A 23507-nucleotide genomic window follows, 5' to 3' on the forward strand; every position below is an offset into this window, starting at 1 on the left:
CCGCCCCTGTAGAGCCGAGATCCTATGTTCGCGGTCAAGCCTGCTGGAAGCAGGCTTGACCCACTTTCAGCATGGCGGGGTCAAAGTCCCGACCGCTTTTAAAGACCCCCCAGGCGATCCTGGCCAGCTTTCTGGCCAGGATGTTAAAGCTGGCGGTACTGCTGTGACCACGTTCGCGGATGGCCGTATAAAGGGCTTTACCGCCTTTGGATCGGGTCAGGCCCATGGCCGCCATGTAGAGGATCTGGCGCAGGCTGGCGTTGCCACGCTTGGACAGGCGCCGTCTGCCGATCCGCGCACCGGATTCGTTGGGTCGCGGATCCAGACCGCTGCAGGCAATCCAAGCGTCTGAGCTGGTCAAGGGCCAGCGCGTGATGTGATGGGTGATAAAGGCCGCAACCGTCGGTCCGATCCCCGGGATGGTCATGATCCGCCGATACAGGTCGCGCTGTTCGCCGCTGCGGCACAGTTGCTGAATCTGTTGGTCGAGCATGGCAATGGCCTCTTTCAGACCACCGAAGATGCGCCCAAAGATGGCCGACTCCGACGCTCCCGCGCCTAGCGAGAGATTCAACTTCGCCTTGCTCCGGACCAGGCTGTCGCGTTGCTGGAGTAGCACATGCAGCTGCTCCTGCGCAGGTGAACGGGCGACATGCTCATGCAGATTGTCGGCCTCCTTAGCGATGTAACGCGCGATAACCTGCGCGTCACCTGAGTCGGTTTTGCCGCGGCAGGCCACGCCCTTGGCGTAATGTTTGATGTCGCGCGGATTGAGCACAAAGACGGCGTGACCGGCCTTCTGGGCAGCCTGAACCACAAGCTCGTGGTAGCGATTGGTTGCCTCCACTCCAATGCGAGATCTGGCCGGCAGGGCGGACACCCACTTAGTGATGGCCGACGCTGAATTGGTGATGCGGGCGCTGCCCTTGGTGCCGTGATGGGCCACCACAAGGGTCTTTGAATCGGCATCGATGCCGAAGGCCAAACGATCTGACATCTGCGCAACTCCCAGCTATTGTTGAGGGGCTGGGGTGGTACCGCACCACGTTGGCTTGCCTACATCGGCGGTCCTCAAAGGCCGCTAGATCCCTTATCGACGTTAAGGTGCGGGATGGGGATCGCTCGGCTCGTCTGTCGGCTGGTACCCGCAGATATCATGTTGACGGTCCCTCCACCCTAGCTCCTACATACCTCGTAGGAGCCGGGAGGAACATACAAGCCCATGCTCGGCTTTCATGCACATAGACACAGGCAGCCGAGCATGGGCTCGGCTCTACAGGTCCATACGCGGCAGCGTCTGCTTCAAGCGCGCGATGCCCTGCCATGGGTCACCCTTCAGCCGCTTCGCCCGCGCCAGTGCCTTGGCCATCGGAAACGCGTCGGCCGCACTGACGCGTGCAAGCTCTTCCCAGCGCAGCGGCACCGCCACGCCGGCGCTGTCGCGTGCGCGCAGCGACCACGAGCACACGCTGGTAGCACCCCGTGTGTTGCGCAGCCAGTCGATGAAGATCACCCCGCCGCGCTTGGCCTTGCTCATCGTCGCCACGTAGCGATCGGGCTGCTCCAGCGCCATTGCCTGCGCGAACGCCTCGCAGAACGCCTTCGCCTCGTCCCAGCCTGCCTTGGGCTGCAGCGGCACCACCACGTGCACGCCCTTGCCACCGGACAGGCGTACGAAGCTCTTCAGGCCCACCTGCTGCAGGCGGTCGCGCACATCGCGTGCACCGGCTTTCACCTGTGCCCAGCTGACGCCTTCGCCGGGGTCGAGATCGAACACCAGACGATCCGGATGTTCGGGATCGGCCACGGTCGCGCCCCAGGGATGCAGCTCCAGGGTGTTCATCTGCACCAGCTGCAGCAGGCCGCGCGTGTCGTCGATGTAGACGTAATCCTCGCGGCCGCTTTTCTGCTGCAGGGGCACCGCATGTACCGCATCGCCCAGGCCGGGACCATGGTGCTTCTGGAAGAAACAAGCCTTGCCTACGCCGTCCGGGCAGCGCAGCAGTGACAGTGGACGTCCGGCGATTTCGGGCAGGATCCAGCGCGCCATGCGCTGATAGTAGTCGGCCACGTCGCCCTTGCGCAGTTTCTGCTTTGGAAACACCACCCGCTCCGGATGAGTGATCTGGACCTCACCTCCGGCTTCGGCATCTGCGGTGCTCATTCCCAGGTCCTCCTTCTGCTTGTCGCTGCGCAGCCGCTTGAAACTGGCCTGGCGCAGCAGGCCTTCCTTGCCCCAGCCACGGAACGCCACCTCCGCCACCGCCACTGGTGTCACCCAGCGTACGCTGGCAGCGCGGAACGGCACATGCGCCGGCAGCTGCAGCACGGGCGTCTTCACTGCCAACGGCCGCAGTGCCTTGAGCAGCGCGCGCAGACTCTCGTCATCGAAGCCGGTGCCAACGCGTCCCACATAGCGCAATCCGTCCTTGTCCGGCGTCGCAAGCAGCAGCGAACCAAATCCCACCCGGGAACCCTTGGGTGCCGTATGGCCGACAATCACGAACTCGTCGGTGTCTTCGTGCTTCACCTTCACCCAGCTGCGCGCGCGGGTATTCACGTACGGCGCATCCACCTGCTTGCTGACGATGCCTTCAAAGCCGGCCTCGCCGCTGGCATCGAATACCTGCGGCCCATGGTCGATCACGTGTTCGCTGAAGGCCAGGGTGCCGGGCGCTGGCCCGATGAGGTCCTTCAGCAGCGCCTTGCGCTCCACCAGCGGTGCACGACTGATGTCCACGCCGGCCACACCCGGAAGATCGAACACGATGTAGCGCAGTGGTTGTTTCGAACTGCCGTCGATCACGCGCTGCAACGCTGCGAAGTCACTGCGTCCTTCCTTGTCCAGCACCACCAGCTCACCGTCCAGTCGCGCATCACGCACCGGCAGCGCCCGCACGGCCTGCACGACCTCGGGAAAATCGGCCGTCCAGTCCAGGCCGTTGCGCGAGCGGAGTTTTACCTCGCCATCGTGCAGGTCGGCCAGCAGCCGATAGCCATCCCACTTGATCTCATGCAGCCAGCGCTCGCCGTCCGGGGCACTGTCGCGATGATCGGTCAACTGCGGTTTGAACCCGCGGGGATAGGGCGTATCACGTGCGCCGTGCAGCTGCAGTGCGCATGCATGCCAGCGCGCATCGGCCTTGCGTGTGGTCGTCCGTGCGGCGGGGACCGAGCGCACCGCCTTCCCTGCGGAACGCTTCTTCGCCGCAGGTGCTCGTTTCGGCATCGGTGCCGTCAGCAGGTCATCCGCCTCGGCGTCGCGCGCTTCACCATCGTCGCGCTTGATCAGCAGCCATTGCACCTGGCGTCCTTTCATTGCGGTGCGCACCAGCTTCCAGCCACCGGCCAGGCGTTGCCCATGCAGCACGAAGTCGATCTTTCCTGCCGCCAGTGCCTGCAGAGGATCACCTTCGCAGGCCCAGGTACCCTGATCAAACACCTCAACGTGGCCCGCGCCGTAGTGGCCTTCGGGAATGTCTCCCTCGAAGGTGGCGTAGGACAGCGGGTGATCTTCCACTTCCACGGCCAACCGCTTCTCACCGACGCGAAGCGAAGGACCTTTCGGCACCGCCCAGCTCTTCAGCACGCCGTCCATCTCAAGGCGGAAGTCGTAGTGGCGCGAGCTGGCATGGTGCAGCTGGATGACGAAGGTCGGCCGCCGCCTCGGATCACCGCGGACGCGCGTGTCGTCAGGCTCCGGTGTCTGCCCGGCGCCACCGCCAAGTCGGCGTTTGCGCCGGTACTGGTGCAGCGACATGGTTCAACCTGCCTTGCGCCGGGTGGTTTTCTTCACGGCCTTTTTGGCGGTCTTCTTCGCAGCCTTCTTCGCCGGTGCCTTGCGCGTCGCCGTCTTCTTCGCCGGCGTGCGCGTGTTCGCATCCAGGCTCTTCTGCAGCAGCGCCATGAAATCGACCACGTTGGTACTGGCGTCCTCGCGCGGTGCCGGCTCATCGTCCACCCGCGTGGTGCCGCCCTTGGACTTGATGCGCTTGTTCAGCACCTGCTGGAGGCGCTCGCGGAACTCATCGTGGTACTGCGACGGGTCCCAATCACCGGACATCGACTCGATCAACTGCTCGGCCATCGCCGTTTCCTTGCTGGTGATGCGGTAGTCGGCGAGCTTCCCGGTGGGCAGCTTGTAGTCCTCGGGATCCACCAGTTCCTGCGGATAGCGCAGGATCATCAGCACCAGCGCGTCCTCATGCGGCATCACCGCACACAGGTATTCCCGTGTGCGCACCACCACCCGTGCGATGCCCACCTTGCCGGTACTGCGCAATGTCTCGCGCAGCAGCACGTAGCCCTTTTCGGCCTTCTTGCCGGGTACCAGCAGATAGGGTTTCTCGTAGTAGCGCGGGTCGATCTGCGCCGCATCCACGAACGATTCCACCTCCACCGCTTCGTGGCTTTCCGGCGCGGCCGAGCGGATGTCGCCTTCCTCCAGCACGACATAGCTGCCCTTGTCGTACTCGTAGGCTTTGACGATGTCCTTCCAGGGCACTTCCTCGCCGGTGTCGGCGTTGACCCGTTCGAAACGGATCGGCTTGCGATCGCGGGAGTCGAGCATGCGGAACTGCAGATCGACCTTGCGTTCGCCGGACATCAGCGACACGGGCACGTTGAGCAGGCCAAACGACAGCGTGCCGGTCCAGATCGGGCGGGCCATGGGCGTACCTTTGGCGGGGCAGGGTGCCCAGCGTGGGCCGGAGGGCGTAAACCAACCGTGTCCGTGCCGTGCACGTCAGGTGGCGCGACCACTTGGCTGTAGAGCCGAGCCCGCGCTCGGCTGCTTCAAGTGCCCGCCACTACTGCAGCAACGGCCTCACCGCCGCCGCCGGAATATGGTCCAGTGCGCGCCAGGCGTCCTCCACCACCGGCCGTGCCTGCGACCAGCTCAACCGCGACTGCCCGCGCATCTGCTCCCAGTGCTCGGCCAGTTCCTCGCAGGTATCGGCGGCATCACCACGTGGCCAATCCGCGGCATGGGTGGTCAGCGCGAAGGCATACACCGGGCACAGATCACGCCAGTTGCGGTGGCTCTGGCCACGCCTCTCCTCGTAGTCGCTGAGCATGTACTGCAGGTAATCCTGTGCCACCGCCTGCGGATCTTCCTGGCGGCGCGTGCGGCGCTGCGCGGTGCGCTGGCCAAGCGGATCGAGCAGGGCGTTGAACACGGACGGTGCGGGTCGTTCAAGACGGGGCATGGCCGGCTCCTGCAGCGGGGGCGGGTGGGCAGGAATACGCGCGGTGCCGTTACCGGGGGGTGAGCGAGATGTTCATGACGCCAGGTTCGCAGTGGCTTTACCTGCAGGGCGGTGTAGTGGGAGCCCCGAGTGCAGGTACCAGACCATGAGCCGAGAGACCTCACGAGACCCGATGCGGGAAAACCACCCGCCCCTTCCCGGTGAACAGCGCGGCAAGCGCGATGCCGACAACGCCGACTACCGCGGCACCGGTGCGCCGTTCTTCGATGCCGAGCACGGTGACGACCATCTGCCGGTGAGACATGTGGCTGAACAGGCGGCCCAGGACCGCAAGGATGGCGGTGACCGCCATCGCGGTGGCCAGGAGAGCCCGCTCAAGCGCCGCGAGCGCAAGCAGCGCGCCAGCGACAACCAGGACGAGGCGCTGGAAGAAACCTTCCCCGCCAGCGACCCGACCTCGCCGTTCGTACCGGCCAAGGCCCCCGATTGACGGTAGCGCCGGGCCCTGCCCGACGCGCGCAGCGGTCCCGCGCTAGCGCCACGACCACTGCACACCCACGCTGGCCCGCCGTCCCGGCCCGGGCTCGTAGTAGCGGCCATTGCCATCGTTGACGATCACCGAGCCGATGTAGGCCTGGTCCAGCACGTTCTCCAGCCGCGCGAAAGCACGCAGTTCACCGCCGGGCAGGGTCCAGCGGCGTCCGCCCTCCACGTGCAACAGGGCAAAGCCCGGCGCCCGTTCGGTGGCGACGTCGTTGACCACGGTATCGCTGCTGGCCGTGGCCTCCAGTGCCCATTGCCAGTCGGCGGGGCTCCACTGCAGGCGGGCGAACGCCTGCTGGCGCGGCACACCCGGCAAGCGACTGCCCGCCGCGACCACGTTGTTCGAGGTCAGGTAAGGCGAGCGCACCTGCGCCTGCAGCCAGGTCCAGGCCAACTGCAGTTCCAATTGCTCGGCCAGCGGCTGTCGGTACTGCAGTTCCGCGCCCTGGCGGCGGGTGCGGCCAATGTTGCGATAGGTGCTGCGCCCTCCGGTGTTGCTGGCAACGGCCAGCTCATCGTCTGTATCTGCACGGAACAGGCTGATATCGAGCTGGATTCCGCTCTGCGCGTGCCACTTGCTGCCAATCTCCAGATTGCGGCTGCGGGCGGCCGCCAGGTCCAGTGCCAATCCCGCCTGCCCGTCGGCGCGATAGCCCAGTTCGTTGAAGGTGGGGGTTTCGAAACCGCGGCCGACCGCAGCATGCAGCCGCCACTGCGGGCTGGCCTCAAAGCTGATCCCGGCCACCGGCGTGGTGGCCTGGTAGCGCCGGCGGCCACTGTCATCCGGGTTGCGGCCGATGATGTAGCGGTCGTCGGATTCGAAGCGCACGGTGCTGTGGCGCAGGCCAGCCAGCAATGACCAGCGTGGACTCCACTGCCACCACGCCTGCGCGAACTGATCGACGTTATGCACGGTGTCGATCTGGTCTCTGCGCAGGCGCCCACGTACGCCCAGCGTGCTGCCGATGAAGTTCTCGTAGCCGGTCCGATGCTGGCGCTGGCGGTCGGCGCTGAGCCCGGCCACCAGGTCCAGCGGCCGCCCGGCCAGATCGCCGTGCCAGCCCCAGCGCGCGTCCAGCCCGCCGTAGCCGGCGTCCAGATCGATCACGCCGCCGGCATGCAGCGGATTGGCCTGCGCCGTGGGCGGAATGGGCAGGAACTGGGTCACCGCGCGCTGCCCGGCATAGCCCATCAACTGCCAGCGCTGCGCTCCCGTTTCACGGGTCCAGCGCAGGCCGGCCTGCTGCTGGCGCACCGATTTGCGGGTGTTGTACGGGTGCGCCACCGCCGTGGCCTGGCGCGGATCAGCCGCCACCTGGGCACGGGTCAGGCCCAGCGGATCCTGTGCATCGGGGGCATCGAGCGCATTGAGCAACAGCTCCAGCCGCCCACCGCCCAGCGCACCACCGATGCGTGCGTTGAGCGATTCACGGCGCGCACGGCTGTGGTCCCGCCAGCCATCGGTGCGGAGGTGATTGGCGGCGATGTTGTAGTCCAGCAGTTGGCCGGCACCCTTCAGCTGCGCGCCGACACTGAGCGTGTTGTCGGCGCCAGCGTTGAGCCGCAACCGCCACGGGTCGCCGGCCTGGCCCTGCGCGCTCCAGACCTGCAGCACGCCACCGGAGGAGTTGCCGTACAGCGCCGAGAACGGCCCGCGCAGCACGTCGATGCGCTCGGCGCCCAGCAGGCTGGCGTGTGACAGCTGGCCCTGGCCATCGGGCATGGTGGCCGGCACGCCGTCGATCAACACCCGCACCCCGCGCACCCCGAAGGTCGAGCGCGCGCCGAAGCCACGGATCGACAGCTGCGTGTCCTGCGCGAAGTTCTGCCGGTCGCGCGCCAGCAGCCCCGGTACCCCGGCCAGCGCCTCGGACAGCTGCGCGCCGGTGCCAGCGCGGCTGGCATCGATCCAGACCGTGTCCTGGCTGGCCGGCAGCGCGAACGGGTCGATGCCCGGCACCCGTGCGGCCTGTACCTGCACCGCAGGCAGGGCGGTGGGCGCAGGCTCGGCCACCGCTGTCCAGGGCGACAGCAGCAGGGCAGACAGCGGCAGGCAACAGCGTCGTGCGGCGGGATTCATGATTCAGGTTGATGGATCGGGCGGCAACGCACGCCATGGTACGGGGCCGCGGATGACGATGGCGGCGGCCAGCCCCGGCAGGCTTTGTTACGATGGGCTGTTTCCGGCCGAAAAGCCGCGAACCGCGTGGCGCAATTCCTCCCCCTTTCCGTCTACCGAACGAGTACCGCCGTGTCCTTCTTTGCAAACGTGGAACTGGTCCCAGGCGACCCGATCCTGGGCCTGACCGAGGCGTACAACGCCGACAGCCGCCCGACCAAGGTCAACCTGGGTGTGGGCATCTACTACGACGAGAGCGGCCGCATTCCGCTGCTGCGCGCCGTCAAGCAGATCGAGCAGCAGCTCGCCGCTGAAGCCAAACCGCGCGGCTATCTGCCGATCGATGGCCTGCCGGCGTACACGCAGGCCACGCGTGAGCTGGTGTTCGGCAAGGACTCGCCGCTGCTGGCCGCCGGCCGCGTCACCACCGCACAGACCGTTGGTGGCAGCGGTGCGCTGCGCGTCGGCGCCGACGTGCTGAAGAAGCTGCTGCCGCACGCCACCGTTGCGCTGAGCAACCCGAGCTGGGAAAACCACCGCGCCGTGTTCAGCGCGGCCGGTTTCGAGGTGCTGGACTACACCTACTTCGACCCGACCACCCATGGGGTTGATTTCGACGGCATGCTGGCCGACCTGGGCAAGCTGGAAGCCGGCACCGTGGTGCTGCTGCATGCCTGCTGCCACAACCCCACCGGTGCCGACCTTACGGTCAGCCAGTGGAAGCAGGTCGCGCAGCTGCTGAAGGACCGCCAGCTGTTCCCCTTCATCGACATGGCCTACCAGGGCTTCGACAAGGGCATCGAACAGGACGGCGCCGCGGTGCGCATCATCGCCGAAGCCGGCATCGACAGCTTCATCGTCGCCAACTCGTATTCCAAGTCGTTCTCGCTGTATGGCGAGCGCGTGGGTGCGCTGTCGATGGTGGCGCCGACCGCCGCTGACGCCAAGGCCGTGCAGTCGCAGGTCAAGCGCGTGATCCGCACCATCTACTCCAGTCCGTCCACCCACGGTGCTGCGCTGGTGGCCGGCGTGCTGACCAACCCGGAACTGCGCGCGATGTGGGAGCAGGAGCTGACCGAGATGCGCGAGCGCATCCACGCCCTGCGCCAGGGCCTGGTCGAGAAGCTGGCTGCCGCTGGCGCACCGCAGTTCGGTTTCATCAACGAACAGGCCGGCATGTTCTCCTACTCCGGCCTGAGCCGCGAGCAGGTCGAACGCCTGCGCGACGAGTTCGGCATCTACGCCGTCGGCACCGGCCGCATCTGCGTGGCCGCGCTGAACCAGAACAACCTGGAGTACGTCGCCAAGGCCGTGGCCACCGTCGCCAAGGGCTGAAGCAACGCTCCAGTGGCTTGAAGACAAAGGCGCCGAAAGGCGCCTTTGTTTTTGCTCCTGCTTTGCCTTTGCCACACTCTCCGCGCTCGCGGCGAACCCTGAAGCGCAGGGCGAGGCACACCGTGGCCAGGACCGTGAGGCGCATGGATGCGCCGATCGAGCCCCCATGGATGGGTTTACGGCGTGTCCTGGCCACGGTGTGCCTCGCCCTGCGCCTCCATGAAGGAAGGCGCCACGAGCGCAACGCATCTGGAAACGATTACGCCTTCCCGCGCTCACGCACGGCCCCGCCATACGGGCGACAATAGGCGTTTTCCCGCTGCCGAGACCTGCCCGACCATGTCCCGTACTTCGTTGACCCGCTTCCTGATCCAGGAACAGCACGCCGGCCGCATCAATGCCGACCTGCGCCAGCTGATCGCCGTGGTCGCCCGCGCCTGCACCAGCATCTCCATCGCCGTCAGCAAGGGCGCCCTCGGTGGCGTGCTCGGCGACGCCGGTACCGGCAACGTGCAGGGCGAAGCGCAGAAGAAGCTGGATGTGATCAGCAACGAGATCCTGCTCGAAGCCAACGCCTGGGGTGGCCACCTCGCCGCCTGCGCCTCCGAAGAAATGGACCACAGCCAGCCGGTGCCGGACATCTACCCGCGTGGTGATTTCCTGCTGCTGTTCGATCCCCTCGACGGCAGCTCCAACATCGACGTCAACGTCTCCGTCGGCACCATCTTCTCGGTACTGCGCTGCCCGACCAATGTCGAACTTCCGGGCGATGACGCGTTCCTGCAGCCGGGCAGCAAGCAGATCGCCGCCGGCTACTGCATCTACGGGCCCAGCACCCAGCTGGTGCTGACCGTCGGCCACGGTACCCACGCCTTCACCCTGGACCGCGAGAAGGGCGAGTTCGTGCTGACCACCGAGAACATGCAGATCCCGGCGGCCACCCAGGAATTCGCCATCAACATGTCCAACCAGCGTCACTGGGAAGCGCCGATGCAGGCCTACGTGGGCGACCTGCTGGCGGGCAAGGAAGGCGCGCGCGGCAAGAACTTCAACATGCGCTGGATCGCCAGCATGGTGGCCGACGTGCATCGCATCCTGACCCGCGGCGGCATCTTCATCTATCCGTGGGACAAGAAGGACCCGTCCAAGGCCGGCAAGCTGCGCCTGATGTACGAAGCCAACCCGATGGGCCTGCTGGTCGAACAGGCCGGCGGTGCTGCCTGGACCGGCCGCGAGCGCATCCTCGACATCCAGCCCGACCAGCTGCACCAGCGCGTGCCGGTGTTCCTCGGTTCGCGCGAGGAAGTGGCCGAAGCCGTGCGCTACCACCACGCGCACGACGACGCACAGGGCTGACGGCCTGCCGCCTGACAGCGGTCATGGCAGATCGATGACATGACCGTGGGGTGACACCAAGGGCGGCAAACGGCACCATCAAGCCGTTGCCGCCTAAGGAATGCACGCATGCACGAGCAGGGCCCGGTCGATTTCATCGAAGTCATCCACAACGCCGTCCCCAGCGAGGTCTGCGCGGCCATCGTTGAACGCCTGCGCGCCACGCGTGGCCTGCAGCCCGGTGCCGTGGGCAGTGGCGTGTTCCCGGAACTCAAGCACAGCAAGGATCTGCGTATCAGTGGCCTGGACGGCTGGCAGGATGTCGACCAGCAGCTGCAGATCGCGGTGTTCAATGGCCTGCTGACTTATCTACGCCGTTATCCACAGGCATTGATCGCCCCGCTGATGTTGCAGATCCAGGACAGCAACGGCCAACCGCGACGCCTGTCTGCCGAGGACTTCCCCGACATGCCGCCGCAGCAGCTGGCCGATCTGGCCCGCACCTGCCTGCGCCCGGGTGCGATCAACCTGCAGTGGTATGCGGCAGGCGAGGGTGGCTACCCGTACTGGCACTGCGAGCTGTACCCGAAGGATGCGCAGGCCGAGACTCTGCACCGGCACGTGCTGTGGACGCTGTACCTCAACGACGACTTTGACGAAGGCGAGACCGAGTTCCTGTTCCAGGGGCGGAAGATCGCACCTCGTACCGGCAGCCTGCTGATTGCGCCGACTGCGTTCACTCATACCCATCGTGGCAATCGCCCGCAGGGTGGGGACAAGTTCATCGCGACCAGCTGGATCCTGTTCCAGAGTGCGCAGAAGTTGTTCGGAGGGTGACGCCGAGCGGCTCGTCGGCCTCGGATGTAGAGTCGAGCCATGCTCGACGGATGGACTCAGAACAACGACCCCTGCGGCGAATCCTTCTTCGGCGGCAACGGCTTCAGGAACCGGCTGCAATCCAGCTTCGGCCAATGACTGTTCTGCGCGTTGAAGCCGAGGCGCTTGCGCGCCAGCTTGAAGCGGTTGTTCAACAGATCCGCATACACACCCTGGCCGCGCATGCGCGTACCGAACTGGCTGTCGTAGTCCTTGCCGCCACGCAGCTGCTGGATGGTGCTCATCACATGCGCGGCACGATCGGGATGATGGGTGTCCAGCCAGTCGCGGAACAACGGCGCCACTTCAAGCGGCAAGCGCAGCAGCACGTAACCAGCGGTACTGGCGCCAGCGTCGTGCGCAGCCTCCAGCACGGCCTCCAGCTCGCTGTCGTTGATCCATGGGATCACCGGCGCCACCATCACACCGACCGGAATGCCCGCTTCATGCAGACGCTTCATCGCGCGCAGCCGTGCATGCGGCGCCGATGCGCGCGGTTCCAGCTTTGCGGAAAGATGCGGGTCCAGCGAGGTCACCGAGAAGTGCACGCTGACCAGGTTCTCCGCCGCCAGCGGTGCAAGCAGATCGATATCGCGCTCGACCAGTGCGTTCTTGGTGATCAGCGAAAAAGGATGCTTGGTTTCCAGCATCACTTCGATCAGCTGGCGGGTCAGCTTGAACTTGCGCTCGATCGGCTGGTACGCATCGGTGTTGATGCCCAGCGCGATCGGCTGCGGCACGTAACCCGGCTTCGACAGCTCCTTGCGCAGCAGTTGCGGCGCATTGGTCTTGGCGAACAGCTTGGTCTCGAAGTCCAGGCCCGGCGACAGGTTCAGATAGGCGTGCGAGGGGCGCGCGAAGCAGTAGGAACATCCATGCTCGCAGCCGCGGTAGGGGTTTACCGACTGGCTGAAGCCCACGTCCGGCGAGGTGTTGCGGGTGATGATGCTACGCGCGGTGTCGGCACGCACCTCGGTGCGGAGGCGCGGGGCAAGGAACTCCACGCTCTCGTCCACCGCCCAGCCGTCGTCCACCGCCTCGCTGACGGTGCTTTCAAAGCGCCCGGCAAGGTGGGACGTGGAACCTCGGCCCTTGATCGCAATACCCATTGCGGCAGCGTACGTCGTGGCCGTCTCAATGGCTGCGACGGCCGCCTGAAGGGTTCAGGGCAAGTCTGAGCCGAGCGTGGGCTCGGCTCTACAGTGGATACGGGTACCTTGTAGAGCCGAGCCCATGCTCGGCTGCACCCATCGGTCACAGCAGCGCCAGGTAGCCGCGCACCGTAGCATCCAGCCCGTCATACAGCGCCTCGCCGATCAGCGCGTGGCCGATCGACACCTCCAGCACGTCCGGCACGTGGGCCAGGAAATCGCGAAGGTTGTCCTGCGACAGATCGTGGCCGGCGTTCACGCCCAGGCCGACGGCCTGCGCACGGCGTGCAGCAGTGGCGAACAGCACCAGCATCGCGTCAGCATCGCCGGCCGCGTGGGCTTCGGCGTACGGGCCGGTATAGAGCTCGATGCGATCGGCCCCGACTTCGGCCGCCTGCTCCAGCAGCGGGTTGCCCGCGTCGACAAACAGGCTGACGCGGCAACCCATCGCTTTCAGTTCGGCAATCAGCGGGCGCAGCCGCTCGGCATCCCGCTCGAAGTCGAAACCATGATCGGAGGTGATCTGGCCGTCCCCGTCAGGCACCAGGGTGGCCTGCGCCGGGCGGGTCTGCGCGCACAGCGGCAGCAGGCCGGGGTAACCCTCGCGCGGCGGCGCGAACGGGTTGCCTTCGATGTTGAACTCGACACCGCGCGCGCGGGTCAGTGTGGACAGCGCAAGCACGTCCTCGGCGGTGATATGGCGGCGGTCCGGTCGCGGATGCACGGTGATGCCATGCGCGCCGGCATCCAGGCAGGCCTGGGCGGCACGCACCACGTCCGGTTCGGCACCGCCGCGCGAATTGCGCAGGACGGCGATCTTGTTGACGTTGACGCTGAGCTGGGTCATGGAACGGAACTACTTGGAAAGAGGGGACGGATCGTGGTCGTTGTGGTCGTCACCAGGGCGGGCCTGGGCCCGCTCGCGCAGGCGGCGCAGTTCCTCGGCATCGACCAGGGTGGCAGGGTCGCGCTGCAGATCGCCGAAGCGGGCCACGTAGCGGCCTCGCACCCAGGCTAGCAGGAAGGCGAGGGCGGCCAGCAGGCACAGAGTCATCAGCCCGGCGCTGGGGGTCTTCAGCGCGAAGGCGAAACAGCCCAGCGCCAGCAGCAGGTACAACCAGTACATAGTCGGGCTCCCCGGATGATCGCCGCAGTGTAGCGCTGCGTCAGAGCAGCGGCGAGGCCAGCCGGGCGAAGGCCTCGGGCAGGCGGTGCAGCCACAGCGAACGGCCGGCCTGGTCGTGCACCCGCGTGGAACGGTCGAATTCGCCCTGCAGCAGTTCGGCCAGGACAGCCACCCGGTCACGGTCGCTGATCATCATCGACAGCTCGAAGTTCAGCCGGAAGCTGCGGTGATCGAAGTTGGCACTGCCAACGATGCAGACGTCGTCATCGGCGATGAAGGCCTTGGTATGCAGCATGCGCGGGCCGTACTCGTAGATCTTCACCCCGGCATGCAGCAGCTCGTCGAAGTAGGAGCGGGCGGCCTGGGTGACGAACCAGGAATCGCTCATCTTCGGCACCAGCAGGCGCACGTCCAGGCCGCCCAGCGCGGCCGAGGTCAACGCCATCCGCGCCGCTTCGCCCGGCACGAAGTAGGGCGTGACCAGCCAGACACGCTCATGCGCTTCCTGGATCGCCGCCACGTGCAGGCGATGGATCGTTTCCCAGCCCGAGTCCGGACCGGAGACCAGCACCTGGGCGTTGATCGCACCATCGCCGCGCAGCGGCATGTCGGCCGGCCACAGACGGGCGATGTCCATGCGCGAGGGATCCTGCCCACTTGCGTAGAGCCAGTCCTCGGCAAACACCAGCTGCAGGCTGCGCACCACGTGGCCGCGGATGCGCATGTGCAGGTCGCGGTAGGCATCCGCCCTGCGGCTTTCATCCTCGTCGTCGGTGATGTTGATGCCACCGGTGAAGGCGAGGCGCCCATCGACGATCACCAGCTTGCGGTGGGTACGCAGGTTCAACCACGGGCGCTTGAACGGCTTCAGCAGCTGCCGTGGGTGGAACCAGATCGCTTCGCCACCGGCGTCGAGCAGCGGCTGCAGGAAGCGGCGGGGCAGGGCGGAAGAGCCTACGGCATCGAGCAGCAGGCGCACCTGCACGCCGGCCTGTGCACGTTCCACCAGCGCGTCACGCAGGGCGGTTCCGGCATGGTCCGGGTTGAAGATGTAGTACTCCAGATGCACGTGGTCGCGTGCCTGTGCGACGGCCTCAAGCAGCGCCGCGTAGGTCGCCGCGCCGTCCACCAGCCAGGTCACTTCGGTGGCGCTGCTCGGCGCAAGCCCGGTCGTGGCCTGGGCGATCTTGGCCAGCTCGGTGCAGTCGGCGTCGGGTGGGCAGACGTCGCTGTAGTGCTCCATGCCCGACCGCGCGCGGCCACGGCGCAAACGCTGCCGCTTCACCTTCTGTGGGCCCAGCAGGTAGTAGATGAAGAGGCCCAGGTACGGCAGCAGCGCCAGCGACAGGATCCAGCTCAGCGTCGCCACCGGCTCGCGCTTCTGCAGCATGATCCAGCCCGCCAGCGCGAACAGGTACAGCAGGTAGGCTACCGCCAGGATCGTGCCGAGGTGGGCGATGCCGTCGAGCCAGTGGCGCAGGGAGTCGAAGAGGGCGAGCATCCGCCGATCATAGCGGCGCATGCCACCCGATGGGATCCAACCTCGACCCGTGTGCCAGGATGAGAACAAAAAAGACGCCCCTGTTTCCAGGGGCGTCTGCAGTCGCGTCATGACTGTTGTGTTGCGGTGTAGCGATTACTGCTGCACAAAACCGATCTTCTTCATCTGAGCGTTCTTCGCAGCGGCCAGAACCTTGGCCATCACGTCGTACTCGGAATCCGGGCTGGCGTCGATGCGCAGTTCCGGCTGGTTGGTCGGGTCACGCTGGACCTCCTGCTCCATCCGCTGCTGCAGCTCGCTGGTATTGATCGGGCTGTTGTTCCACGAGACCTGGTTGCTGGCGTCGATCTTCAGTTCGATCGGCGGCGGCGGTTCGACCAGCTGCGGCGGTGGGTTGAGCACGCGCTGCGGCAGGTCCACGGCGATCGGATACGTCATGATCGGCGCGGTCACGATGAAGATGATCAGCAGAACCAGCATCACGTCCACGAGGGGCGTGACGTTGATGTCTGCCATGGGGCCCTTGCCACCACCACTACTGAATGCCATGGCTTATTGCCCCTTTTCTTTGGTCGCGACGAAGCCGACGTCAAGCATGCCCTGCTCCTGCGCGACCTTGGTCAGGTCGTTGATGACACGCATCTTGGTGGTGCGGTCACCACGCAGGTTCAGCGGCGGCTGCGGGGTCTGCTGGGCGGCGGTCGCCAAGCGCGACTCGAGAGTCTGCTTGTTGATTTCTTCGTCGTTCCAGTAGATCGAGCCGTCTTCCTTGACTGCCAGGGTGATCGGTCCGGAACGCTTTTCAGCATCTTCCGGCTTCTGGATCAGGTTGGCTTCCGGCAGATCCACCTTGACCTTGTGGGACATCAGGGGCGCCGTGATGATGAAGATGATCAGCAGCACCAGCATCACGTCCACGAGGGGCGTAACGTTGATGTCGGCCATGGGGCCGCCGCTGTTACCACTACTGAAAGCCATAACGGGCTCCGTCTAGATCTTGGTGACTACTTACGTTCGTCGCTGGGTGACGCGCGCCGCAATTAGCGGACGCGCGAGCCGGTGGCGAAGAAGTCGTGCAGGTCGTGCGCGAAGGTATCGAACTTGCTGATGGTCGCGCTGTTGATCTTGCTGAAGAAGTTGAAGGCGAACACGGCCGGGATCGCGACGAACAGACCGATCGCGGTCATGATCAGCGCTTCACCCACCGGGCCGGCAACGGCGTCGATCGAAGCGGAGCCGGTGGCACCGATCTTGATCAGCGCGCCGTAGATGCCCCACACGGTACCCAGCAGACCGACGAACGGAGCGGTTGCACCGACGGTGGCCAGCAGGGTCATGCCCGACTGCAGCTTGTTGCTTTCGCGGGTCACGGCCTGACGCAGGGCGCGGTCGACGAACTCCGAACGGCTCAGGTTCTCACCCACGCCGCCGGTGGCGCCGCCTTCAGCGCGCTGGTGGTGGGCAGCCGCCTGGGCAGCGTCCAGGGCGATCTTCGAGAACGGCTCGGAAGCCGGCTGTTCTTCCATCGCACGGATGGCGTCCTGCGCGTTCGGGGTGTCCCAGAACAGGCTGACGACGCGATCGGCGGCGCTCTTCAGGCGGGTAGCACGGAAGATGTTGATGACGGTCCAGTACCAGGACATGGCCGACATGACGACCAGGGTCAGCAGCACGACCCAGGAAACCGCGAAATCACCCGGCTTGGTGGTCATTTCGTGGATCAGGTGCTCGAAGCCCATCTGCGACAGGGCGTTGGACGGATTGCCCCCGGCAGCAGCGGCGATGAAAATTTCCTGCAGCATGACGCTTACCTTTGTTGTGTGTGGTGATAAAGGGTGTAGCTAAGCTAAACAATCGAACCGGGAGCGGGGGTGGCCGGCGGCCACCCTGGCGCATCAGTTCAGCGCAAAGTTGACCGGAACGCGAACGCGACCTGCCGTCTTCTTACCGCCTGCTTCAGCGGCGTTGAAGCGCCACTTGCGAGCCGCTTCCATCGCAGCACGGTCCAGGTCGCGGTTACGGCTGGACTTTTCCACCGTGACATTGGTGACGTTGCCGCTGGCATCGACATCAATGATCAGGATCACTTCGCCCTGGATACCCGCGCGGAAGGCTGCCGGCGGGTAGCGCGGCGGATTCATGGCCTTCGACGAGATGTCCACGCTGGCCTCGATCGAGGTCGGCGGTGCCGGCGGCGCCGGAGGCGACGGCGGGGTGACGATGTCGTTCGGGCGCGGTTCCGGCACGTCCACGACCGGCGCCTGCGGCGGCGGCGGGACCGGCGACGGCTTCGGCGGCGACAGATTCTTCACCGGCGGCGGCGGAGTATCGGTCGGCGGCGGCGGCGGCGGCGGCGGGGGCGGCGGCGGCGGGGCGTCGACGATCGTCACCATGACGTTGCGCTCCTTCTCAGCCACGGCCTTGGGAGCCACGGCGGGGATCAGGAGCATCATGAACGCGGCCAGATGCAGGGCAATTACAAACGCGATGCCGACGATGCGAGGCCAGCTCAGCCCCTTGTCATCGGGTTGTTCGTACCGGTGAACGACTAGTTGTTCCGTCATGCGCCAAGAGCTCAATAGTGGGGCCGGGATGCCGGGGGCGGAATCCCTGATCAGCGGTGCATGACACCGCAGGAACCTCCAAGCTTATACCAATCCTGAGCGCCTGCGCATCAACTGTGCAGGCATTCAGGCGTTATTCCTACTTACTTCAGGTTGATGATTTTTTTGGCATCAGCCTGGTTCTTCACACCCTTCGCCAGCGCCTGCTGGGCGGCCTGCTTGGCCTCCGGGATGCGACCTTCGGCATGCAGGACGCGTGCCAGGTTCAGGTAGGTCTCACCGTCCTTGGACAGCGGGGCAGCCTTCTGCCACGCATCGATCGCCTGCGGCACCTGGTCGGAGTAGTAGTAGGACTGGGCCAGCGCCAGGTAGACCTGGTAATCCGGCTTCAGGATGCCCTTCTGCAACCCTTCGTTGATGACCGCGATGACGTCCTTTTCCTTGTGTTCGGTGTTGGCATAGATCGAGTACAGCTGCTTGTACTCGCGCTCTTCGGTGAGCTGGCCGCTGCTGCGCAGCTTGTCCATCACCGCGGCAGCCTTTTCCATCTGGTCGGCCTGCATGTACATGCTGGCCAGGTTCAGCTGGGCCTTCTTGTCGTTCGGGTTCTTGGCGGCCAGCGCCTCGGCTTCCTTCACCGCTTCGCCGGACTGGCCGGCTTCGGCGAGGGCCGCCATCAGCAGCTGGTTCCAGTTGTCCTTCGGTTCGGTGGCACCGGCGATGGCCTGCTTGAGCACCGGGATCGCTTCCTGGTAGCGCTCCAGCTGGTACAGCGCCTGGCCCTTGGCGATCAGTTCTTCCGGCTTGGTCGACTTGCTCTCGGCGAAGTACTTGTCCAGGGTCGCCAGGCCTTCGGCGGTCTGGTCTTCCTGCAGCTGCAGCTGGCCCAGCATCAGCATCGACTGGAAGTGGCCGTTGTTGTCCAGGCCGTTGAACTGCAGGACCTGCTTCAGGTAGGCAACGGCAGCCGGCGTGTCGTCGGTCTGGTAGGCGGCCTGCGAGGCCAGCTGCGCGGCCAGCGACTTGTCGTACTCGTTCGCGGCGCTGTCAGCGAGGATCGCGTCGGCCTGCGTGCGCGTCTCCGGGAACTTTTCCTTGTTGTAGCTGTCGATCATCTTCTGCAGCTTGCTGCCCAGCTTGGCCGATGCCTTGACGGTCGGCTCCTCGCGGGTCGCGTTCGGGTACAGCGCTTCGGCCTTGGCCTGCTTGCCGCCGCGGTTGCCACGCTCGGAGGAACGCGAGGACTGCGCGAAGGCATCGGTGACCACGGCGCCGGTCAGGGCGGTCGCGACGAGGACGGAAAGCACAGCTTTGTGGTTACGGAAAATCATCGTTCACCTCGATCGAACCGCCGGTTAGCGGCAAAGTCGGACTGTCAGAAAAATCTGAGCCGCCAAACGTATCAGAAACAGATGGCGTGAGAAATCGTTTTATGTGCTGCAATACAGCATAGAAATGCGCACTCATCCGCACTTTGGCCGCAGCCCGGCCGCCTGCGCCTGCTGATAGACCGGCGTCAGAGCCGGTGCATCGCGTCGCAGTTCCTGGATCCGGTTGGCTGGGTCGGGGTGGGTGGACAGCCATTGTGGGCTGCGACCGCCACTGGCAGCCATCATGTTCTGCCACAGGTCGACCGCCTGCGCCGGGTTGAAGCCGGCCTGGGCCATCAGTCGCTGGCCGATCACGTCGGCCTCGCTTTCCTGGGTGCGTGAACCGGGCAGCAGGAAGGCGGTCTGCGCGCCCATGCCACCAAGCTGGTTGACGGTGCTGGCAGCGCCTTCGCCGTAGGCCGCGCCGGCCAGCGCACCGAGCACGGCCAGCCCGGTCTGCGCGCCCATCTGCCGGGTGATGCGCTCCTCGTGGTGGCGGGCGATGACGTGGCCGATTTCATGGCCGATTACGGCAGCCAGCTGATCCTGGTTCTTGGCGACGGTGAAGATGCCAGTGTTCACGCCGACCTTGCCGCCGGGCAGGGCGAAGGCGTTGGGCTCCTTGTCGACGAACACCGCCGTCTCCCACCGTACGCCACGGTATTGAGGCGGCAGCTGCGCGACCAGGGCATTGACCACGCACTGCACGTAACCGTTCTGGCGGCCGTCGGTGCTGATCTTTTCCTTCTGCTTGGTTTCGGCGAACGCCTGAGCGCCGAGCTGATCCAGCTGCGCCTGCGACACCCCGCCCACCATCTGCCGGCGGCCGGTAGGGGAGGTCGTGGTCGCGCAGGCGCTGACCAGGGTGGTGATGACAAGGGCCAGCAGCAGTTGTTTCATGGATCCACCCCCGTGTTCATATGCGCAGTGTGTAGCCTAGCGGCTTAATCTTTCGTCAAGCGGACACGGCGTTACGTTGCCCCGAAGAACACAAGTGCGGCAAGCGCCACACCGTTGTTCAGCGCGTGCGCGGCGATCGCGGCCCAGAGCGTACCGGTGCGCTGGTACAACCAGCAGAACGCAGCACCCATGCCGCCATAGACCAGCCACAGCTGCGCGATCTCGGCCGGGCCGTTGGCGCTGGTGCCAGGGATTTCATGGATGAGGGCAAAAGCAAGGCTGCTCAGTACCACGCCCAGCCACGGACGCCCGGCCTTCCACAGGCGGCCAAACAGCACGCGGCGGAACAGCAGCTCCTCGTAGGCCGGTGCCAGTACCACCGCGAACAGCACCAGGAACAAGGGGAAGCGCGCGATCGCGCTCTGCATCAGCGCCAGGTTGGTGGGAACCGGCTCGATACCGAACTGCTTGGCCAGGAAGGCGATGCCATTGCTGCCGAGCACGATCAGGGTCGCCACCAGCAGGGTCCAGCCCCAGGTGGAGGGACGGCGCAGCGCCTGGCGCGACGCGTGGCGCTCGGCCGTGTTGGCCGGACGTCGCCAGAAGTACAGCAGCAGCGCGGCGCCGCCGGTGGCAAACAGCGCCATGAGAATCTGCGCAAGCGCGCCGGGCTGGCCCAGTGACGCCGCTACCGAACTGGCCTCGGGTGCGCCAGCGCCGGCCTGTGCGTTCGCGTAACCGACCACCACGCCACGGTACAGGCCCCACAGCAGGCCGCTGATCAGGCTCAGGCCGAACAGGGTGACGGCGGCGATGCCCAGGTCGATGAAGAACCCCGCCAACGGCGAAACGGCACGCGGCGCGGCAGAAGCCGGCGGAACCGGGGGCGGAGCGGAAACCGGGGCGGATGCGGACATCAGGTACCTGTGTTCAAGAGTCGAAGGCCGGCGCGCCTCCCCGCGCACCGGCCGTGTCCCGATTGTGTCAGATATCCAGGTTTGCGACCTTCAGCGCGTTGTCTTCGATGAAGTCGCGACGCGGTTCGACGACATCGCCCATCAGCGTGCTGAAGATCTGGTCAGCAGCGACAGCGTCTTCGATGCGCACCTGCAGCAGTCGACGGGTTTCCGGATTCACCGTGGTGTCCCACAGCTGCTCCGGATTCATTTCACCCAGGCCCTTGAATCGCTGGATCTGGCGGCCGCGCTTGGCCTCCTCGAGCAGCCAGTTCTGTGCCTTGGCAAAGCTGTCGACTTCGATCGACTTGGCACCGCGGGAAATGGTCGCGCCTTCGCGGACCAGACCGTGCAGCAGCTTCGATGCCTGGTGGATTGCGCGCAGTTCGCCGCTTTCGAAGGCCGACATCGGCAGCACCTGGATGTGCTGTTCGCCCATGTGGCGACGGGTCACCAGCACAGCGGCCGGGCGCTCGTCGTTGGCTTCCTGCAGTTCCAGCGTGAAACGCGGGCTGCCCAGGCTGCCCTGGTTGAGGCGCTTGGCCAGTGCATCCAGGCCCTCGCCTTCGCCGGCAGCGCGCAGGCTTTCCAGGTCCATCGGTACGAAATCGACCAGCGCTTCAAGCAGGTTGCGGTCGTAGCGGTGTGCGTTGCGCTCGATCGAATCCAGCGCGGCCGCGTAGGCCAGCAGCAGCTTCTCCAGCGCAAGGCCTTCGATGCCGGGCTCGCCGGTGGCCGGCACCAGTGCAGCGTTTTCCACTGCGCTGCTGGCCAGGTAGCTGTCCAGCGCCGGGTCGTCCTTCAGGTACAGCTCCTGCTTGCCCTGCTTGATCTTGTACAGCGGCGGCAGGCCGATGTAGACGTAACCGCGCTCGATCAGCTCCGGCATCTGACGGTAGAAGAACGTCAGCAGCAGGGTGCGGATGTGGGCGCCGTCGACGTCGGCGTCGGTCATGATGATGATCTTGTGGTACCGCAGCTTGTCCGGGTTGTACTCGTCACGGCCGATGCCGGTGCCCAGCGCGGTGATCAGCGTACCGACCTGGTCGGAGGACAGCATGCGGTCGAAGCGCGCGCGTTCCACGTTGAGGATCTTGCCGCGCAGCGGCAGCACCGCCTGGTTCTTGCGGTTGCGGCCCTGCTTGGCCGAGCCACCTGCCGAGTCACCCTCGACGATGAACAGTTCGGACAGTGCCGGATCCTTTTCCTGGCAGTCGGCCAGCTTGCCCGGCAGGCCAGCGATATCCAGCGCACCCTTGCGGCGGGTCAGGTCGCGGGCCTTGCGCGCAGCTTCACGTGCACGGGCGGCATCGACGATCTTGCCGGCGATCGCCTTGGCTTCGTTCGGGTTTTCCTGCAGGAACTCTTCCAGGCGCGCACCGAAGGCATTTTCCACCGCCGGACGCACGTCGGAGCTGACCAGCTTTTCCTTGGTCTGGCTGGAGAAGCTCGGGTCCGGCACCTTCACCGACAGCACCGCGATCATGCCTTCGCGCATGTCGTCGCCGGTCAGGTTGATCTTGGCCTGCTTGGCGATGCCGTTCTGCTCGATGTAGTTGTTGAGCACCCGGGTCAACGCACCGCGGAAACCGGCCAGGTGGGTACCGCCGTCCTTCTGCGGAATGTTGTTGGTGAAGCAGTACATCGTCTCCTGATAGGAGTCGGTCCACTGCAGCGCCACGTCCACCACGATGCCATTGTGCTCGCCGGTGACCGAGATGACGTTCGGGTGCAGCGGAGTCTTCAGCTGGGCCAGATGCTCCACGAAGCTGCGGATGCCGCCCTCGTAGTGGAAATCATCGCGACGGCCATCACCACGCTCGTCGGCAAGGACGATCTTGACGCCGGAGTTCAGGAACGACAGCTCGCGCAGGCGGCGGGCCAGGATGTCGTAGTGGAACTCCACGTTGTCGTGGAAGGCGACGGTGGACGGCCAGAAACGCACGGTGGTGCCACGCTTGGTGGTGGCTTCCAGCTTGGCCAGCGCGGTCACGGCTGCGCCGTTGCTGAATTCCTGCTGGTAATGGGAGCCGTTCTGGAACACGTCCACCAGCAGCTTCTGCGACAGCGCGTTGACCACGCTGACGCCGACGCCGTGCAGGCCGCCCGAAACCTTGTAGCTGTTGTCGTCGAACTTGCCGCCCGCGTGCAGGACGGTCATGACCACTTCGGCCGCAGACACTTCGCGGCCGAGCTTGGCGCTCATCTGCTCGTGCTTGCCGGTCGGAATGCCGCGGCCGTTGTCGGACACCGAGACCGAGCCGTCGGCGTGGATCGTCACTGCAACATGGTCGGCGTGGCCGGCCAGCGCTTCGTCGATCGAGTTGTCGACGACCTCGAACACCATGTGGTGCAGACCGGTACCGTCATGCACGTCGCCGATGTACATGCCTGGACGCTTGCGGACAGCCTCCAGGCCTTCCAGGGCGGTAATGCTGTTGGCGTCGTAATTGCCGTTGTTTGCCGGGGTGTTCTGTTCGTCGCTCATTGCGCTTGCCGTAGGCTCCGCAGGTCGGCCACCGCT

The 23507-nt window shown here is 65.6% G+C and carries 21 protein-coding genes; 4 read left to right on the plus strand and 17 right to left on the minus strand.

Features of this window, described 5'->3' with window-relative positions; genetic code table 11:
- Positions 1 to 34: 34 nt before the first annotated feature.
- The 4 genes from RI032_RS08725 to RI032_RS08740 all read right to left on the minus strand — a co-directional run bounded on the left by RI032_RS08725 (position 35) and on the right by RI032_RS08740 (position 5207).
- Entirely contained in the window at positions 35 to 997 is a 963-nt protein-coding gene (locus tag RI032_RS08725) for an IS110 family transposase (protein WP_019336818.1), read from the minus strand.
- Between the two features lie 276 nt (positions 998 to 1273).
- Positions 1274 to 3760: a DNA ligase D gene (gene ligD / locus RI032_RS08730; RefSeq protein ID WP_322548145.1), complete on the minus strand. Its 2487-nt coding sequence runs from the start codon at positions 3758 to 3760 to the stop codon at positions 1274 to 1276.
- A gap of 3 nt (positions 3761 to 3763) precedes the next feature.
- Entirely contained in the window at positions 3764 to 4669 is a 906-nt protein-coding gene (ku, locus tag RI032_RS08735) for a non-homologous end joining protein Ku (protein WP_019338571.1), read from the minus strand.
- 139 nt (positions 4670 to 4808) lie between these two features.
- Positions 4809 to 5207: a hypothetical protein gene (locus tag RI032_RS08740; RefSeq protein ID WP_010487387.1), complete on the minus strand. Its 399-nt coding sequence runs from the start codon at positions 5205 to 5207 to the stop codon at positions 4809 to 4811.
- A 145-nt stretch (positions 5208 to 5352) separates the two neighbouring features.
- On the opposite strand from RI032_RS08740, the gene RI032_RS08745 reads away from it, so the two are divergent.
- Entirely contained in the window at positions 5353 to 5697 is a 345-nt protein-coding gene (locus RI032_RS08745) for a hypothetical protein (RefSeq protein ID WP_029380149.1), read from the plus strand.
- 42 nt (positions 5698 to 5739) lie between these two features.
- Here the strand turns inward: RI032_RS08745 and RI032_RS08750 are convergent, their stop codons facing one another.
- Positions 5740 to 7830, minus strand: a complete 2091-nt coding sequence (locus RI032_RS08750; RefSeq protein WP_228354968.1) for a TonB-dependent receptor family protein — start codon at positions 7828 to 7830, stop codon at positions 5740 to 5742.
- Positions 7831 to 8001: 171 nt separating this feature from the next.
- On the opposite strand from RI032_RS08750, the gene RI032_RS08755 reads away from it, so the two are divergent.
- From RI032_RS08755 to RI032_RS08765, 3 genes are all read left to right on the plus strand, one after another.
- A complete protein-coding gene (locus RI032_RS08755) occupies positions 8002 to 9204 on the plus strand; it encodes an amino acid aminotransferase (RefSeq protein WP_005411793.1) in 1203 nt (400 codons plus the stop codon).
- 339 nt (positions 9205 to 9543) lie between these two features.
- Complete coding sequence (locus RI032_RS08760) at positions 9544 to 10560, plus strand: class 1 fructose-bisphosphatase (protein WP_014035428.1); 1017 nt, start codon at positions 9544 to 9546, stop codon at positions 10558 to 10560.
- Between the two features lie 108 nt (positions 10561 to 10668).
- On the plus strand, positions 10669 to 11376 hold the full coding sequence (locus tag RI032_RS08765; RefSeq protein WP_019337497.1) for a 2OG-Fe(II) oxygenase: 708 nt from the start codon (positions 10669 to 10671) through the stop codon (positions 11374 to 11376).
- Positions 11377 to 11432: 56 nt separating this feature from the next.
- On the opposite strand, the gene RI032_RS08770 is transcribed toward RI032_RS08765, so the two are convergent.
- The 12 genes from RI032_RS08770 to gyrB form a co-directional block, all read right to left on the minus strand.
- The gene (locus RI032_RS08770) at positions 11433 to 12524 is read right to left on the minus strand and encodes a PA0069 family radical SAM protein (RefSeq protein ID WP_322548146.1); all 1092 of its coding nucleotides are present in this window, start codon (positions 12522 to 12524) and stop codon (positions 11433 to 11435) included.
- A 145-nt stretch (positions 12525 to 12669) separates the two neighbouring features.
- Positions 12670 to 13413 (minus strand): pyridoxine 5'-phosphate synthase, encoded by a 744-nt coding sequence (locus RI032_RS08775; protein WP_111104094.1) that lies wholly within the window; start codon positions 13411 to 13413, stop codon positions 12670 to 12672.
- A 9-nt stretch (positions 13414 to 13422) separates the two neighbouring features.
- Entirely contained in the window at positions 13423 to 13692 is a 270-nt protein-coding gene (locus tag RI032_RS08780) for a hypothetical protein (RefSeq protein WP_010487410.1), read from the minus strand.
- A gap of 40 nt (positions 13693 to 13732) precedes the next feature.
- Positions 13733 to 15193 (minus strand): cardiolipin synthase, encoded by a 1461-nt coding sequence (cls, locus tag RI032_RS08785; protein WP_322548147.1) that lies wholly within the window; start codon positions 15191 to 15193, stop codon positions 13733 to 13735.
- Positions 15194 to 15328: 135 nt separating this feature from the next.
- On the minus strand, positions 15329 to 15742 hold the full coding sequence (locus RI032_RS08790; protein ID WP_005411740.1) for an ExbD/TolR family protein: 414 nt from the start codon (positions 15740 to 15742) through the stop codon (positions 15329 to 15331).
- A 3-nt stretch (positions 15743 to 15745) separates the two neighbouring features.
- A complete protein-coding gene (locus RI032_RS08795) occupies positions 15746 to 16171 on the minus strand; it encodes an ExbD/TolR family protein (RefSeq protein ID WP_005411739.1) in 426 nt (141 codons plus the stop codon).
- Positions 16172 to 16233: 62 nt separating this feature from the next.
- Positions 16234 to 16995 (minus strand): TonB-system energizer ExbB, encoded by a 762-nt coding sequence (gene exbB, locus RI032_RS08800; protein WP_004132614.1) that lies wholly within the window; start codon positions 16993 to 16995, stop codon positions 16234 to 16236.
- A 93-nt stretch (positions 16996 to 17088) separates the two neighbouring features.
- Positions 17089 to 17757: an energy transducer TonB gene (locus RI032_RS08805; RefSeq protein WP_010487418.1), complete on the minus strand. Its 669-nt coding sequence runs from the start codon at positions 17755 to 17757 to the stop codon at positions 17089 to 17091.
- Positions 17758 to 17900: 143 nt separating this feature from the next.
- A complete protein-coding gene (locus RI032_RS08810) occupies positions 17901 to 19088 on the minus strand; it encodes a tetratricopeptide repeat protein (RefSeq protein ID WP_010487420.1) in 1188 nt (395 codons plus the stop codon).
- Positions 19089 to 19220: 132 nt separating this feature from the next.
- Positions 19221 to 20027 carry a M48 family metallopeptidase gene (locus tag RI032_RS08815; protein ID WP_010487422.1) on the minus strand — a complete coding sequence of 269 codons (807 nt, stop codon included), beginning with the start codon at positions 20025 to 20027 and terminating at the stop codon, positions 19221 to 19223.
- 71 nt (positions 20028 to 20098) lie between these two features.
- The gene (locus RI032_RS08820; protein ID WP_010487423.1) at positions 20099 to 20944 is read right to left on the minus strand and encodes a CPBP family intramembrane glutamic endopeptidase; all 846 of its coding nucleotides are present in this window, start codon (positions 20942 to 20944) and stop codon (positions 20099 to 20101) included.
- Positions 20945 to 21011: 67 nt separating this feature from the next.
- The gene (gyrB, locus tag RI032_RS08825; protein ID WP_010487426.1) at positions 21012 to 23471 is read right to left on the minus strand and encodes a DNA topoisomerase (ATP-hydrolyzing) subunit B; all 2460 of its coding nucleotides are present in this window, start codon (positions 23469 to 23471) and stop codon (positions 21012 to 21014) included.
- Between the last annotated feature and the right edge of the window lie 36 nt (positions 23472 to 23507).

Source organism: Stenotrophomonas geniculata (assembly GCF_034508895.1).
Taxonomy (GTDB): Bacteria; Pseudomonadota; Gammaproteobacteria; order Xanthomonadales; family Xanthomonadaceae; genus Stenotrophomonas; species Stenotrophomonas geniculata.